At 34.9% G+C, this 571-nt stretch carries 2 protein-coding genes; both read left to right on the top strand.

What is annotated here, in order from left to right:
- A partial coding sequence (locus ACFINZ_RS11850; protein WP_375701629.1) for an ABC transporter substrate-binding protein occupies nt 1-273 on the top strand: 273 nt, incomplete at its 5' end.
- 120 nt (nt 274-393) lie between these two features.
- Nucleotides 394-571, top strand: a 178-nt coding sequence (locus tag ACFINZ_RS11845) for an ABC transporter permease subunit (protein WP_404978075.1), incomplete at its 3' end; no start/stop codon positions are given.

The following is a 571-nucleotide window of genomic DNA, read 5'->3' as shown; positions in this document are numbered from 1 at the left end:
AAAGAATGGAAAGCAGCTTATCCTGACAAAGAACCCAATATCAATTCTGTTTTGGGATACACAAGTTATATGATGTTTATGAAAGCTATTGAAAATGCTGGCAGTGCCGATCGTGAAAAAATTACTATAGAACTTAGCAAATTAAAAGACTTTCAAACACCCTTTGGGGATATGTCTATGGATGAAAACCATAATCCTACGATTCCTATCGGTGTTATTGAAATAAAGGATGGAAAACGTATCTATTTAGATGAAGTCAAACCTGCTTTTTAAAAAAATAGAAAGTCTTACTAATCAAAATACGGGAATCGGTTGAGGGTTGAGGTTCAATCAAATCGTCTTGTGGTTACTTCTTTCATTCTATATGAATTAATAAATGCGGAAGGATAAGAGATGAGCACTGAAATGTTCATCCAGTATTTTTTTAATGCACTTGCATTGGGGGCTCTTTATGGGCTTATCGCAATTGGTTACACCATGGTCTATGGTATTCTAAGACTCATTAATTTCGCTCATGGTGATATCTTTATGCTAGGGGCGTATTTTGTTTTCTTTTCCACAATCAGCTTTA

Origin of the sequence: Bartonella sp. AA81SXKL (genome assembly GCF_042196945.1) — a bacterium.
Classification (GTDB): Bacteria; Pseudomonadota; Alphaproteobacteria; order Rhizobiales; family Rhizobiaceae; genus Bartonella.
Note: the sequence above shows the minus strand (reverse complement) of the source record. Positions and strands in the feature narration are given on the sequence as shown.